Origin of the sequence: Arthrobacter sp. SDTb3-6, from assembly GCF_013376095.1 — a bacterium.
In the GTDB taxonomy this organism is placed as follows: Bacteria; Actinomycetota; Actinomycetes; order Actinomycetales; family Micrococcaceae; genus Specibacter.
In genome coordinates this window covers 1-787 of record NZ_JAAMFN010000132.1, presented here as the reverse complement: position 1 = coordinate 787, position 787 = coordinate 1, and the positions used below count along the sequence as shown (strand labels likewise).

Annotated in this window: 1 protein-coding gene; it reads right to left on the bottom strand. The window is 65.6% G+C overall.

What is annotated here, in order from left to right; translation table 11 throughout:
* A partial coding sequence (locus G6035_RS19640) for an IS30 family transposase (protein WP_371131083.1) occupies window positions 1-641 on the bottom strand: 641 nt, incomplete at its 3' end.
* Window positions 642-787 lie beyond the last annotated feature (146 nt).

Sequence of the window (787 nt, the reverse complement as noted above, 5' to 3'; positions counted from 1 at the left end):
AGCTCCGTGGCCACGGTCAACTGGGCGTGGCGGGCCATCTCCGTGCCCTGGTCCCAGGTCAGTGAACCGCGCATCAGCGCCGGCAGATCATTGACCCGGTCGATCAGCACATCGGCGAGACCGTCAGCCTTCTTCCCTTCGGGCAGCCCCAGCATGATCAAGAACCTGCTGTGCCTCTCCACCAGGGTCGCGATAGCGCTCTTGCCGCCCTTGCCGACCACCAAATCCCCTTCCCACGCCCCAGGAACACGGCGATCTGAGGCTTCCTCGGGCCGGTCGTCGATGCTGACCATCCCGACGATCCTCCCACCCGTGCGTTCACCTAACGGCTTCACCGATTTACGCTTGGTGCGCTTGGACTGCAGCAGGATCCCGGACTTCGCCAACTCGCCTTTGGGCAGGGCGTAGATCCACCGGTAGATGGCCTCGTGGGACACGGTCCGCCCCTGAGCGTCGGGTGATTTCGTCATGGTCTCAACGCTGGCGTCCGTGGCCTCCAAACGCAAACGGCCAGCTATCTGCCGGGGCGTCCGGGACCTCGCCAAGTCTTCCCTCACCCGCGCGGCAAGGACAGGATCCGTCTCGATCTTGCGCGCCTGCGGACGCTTGCGCTTCCGCTCCGCGGCACAGTCCGCAGTCACGGGCCGGTAGCCGCGGGTCTTCGTCGAGTTCCGCCGGCGTTCCCGCCAAATAATCGTGTGGTCCCGGCCGAGATCAGCGCCGATCTGCCGGTCCGTCCTGCCAGCCTGGATGCCTACGGCAATGTCCGCCCGATCCGAAAACGACA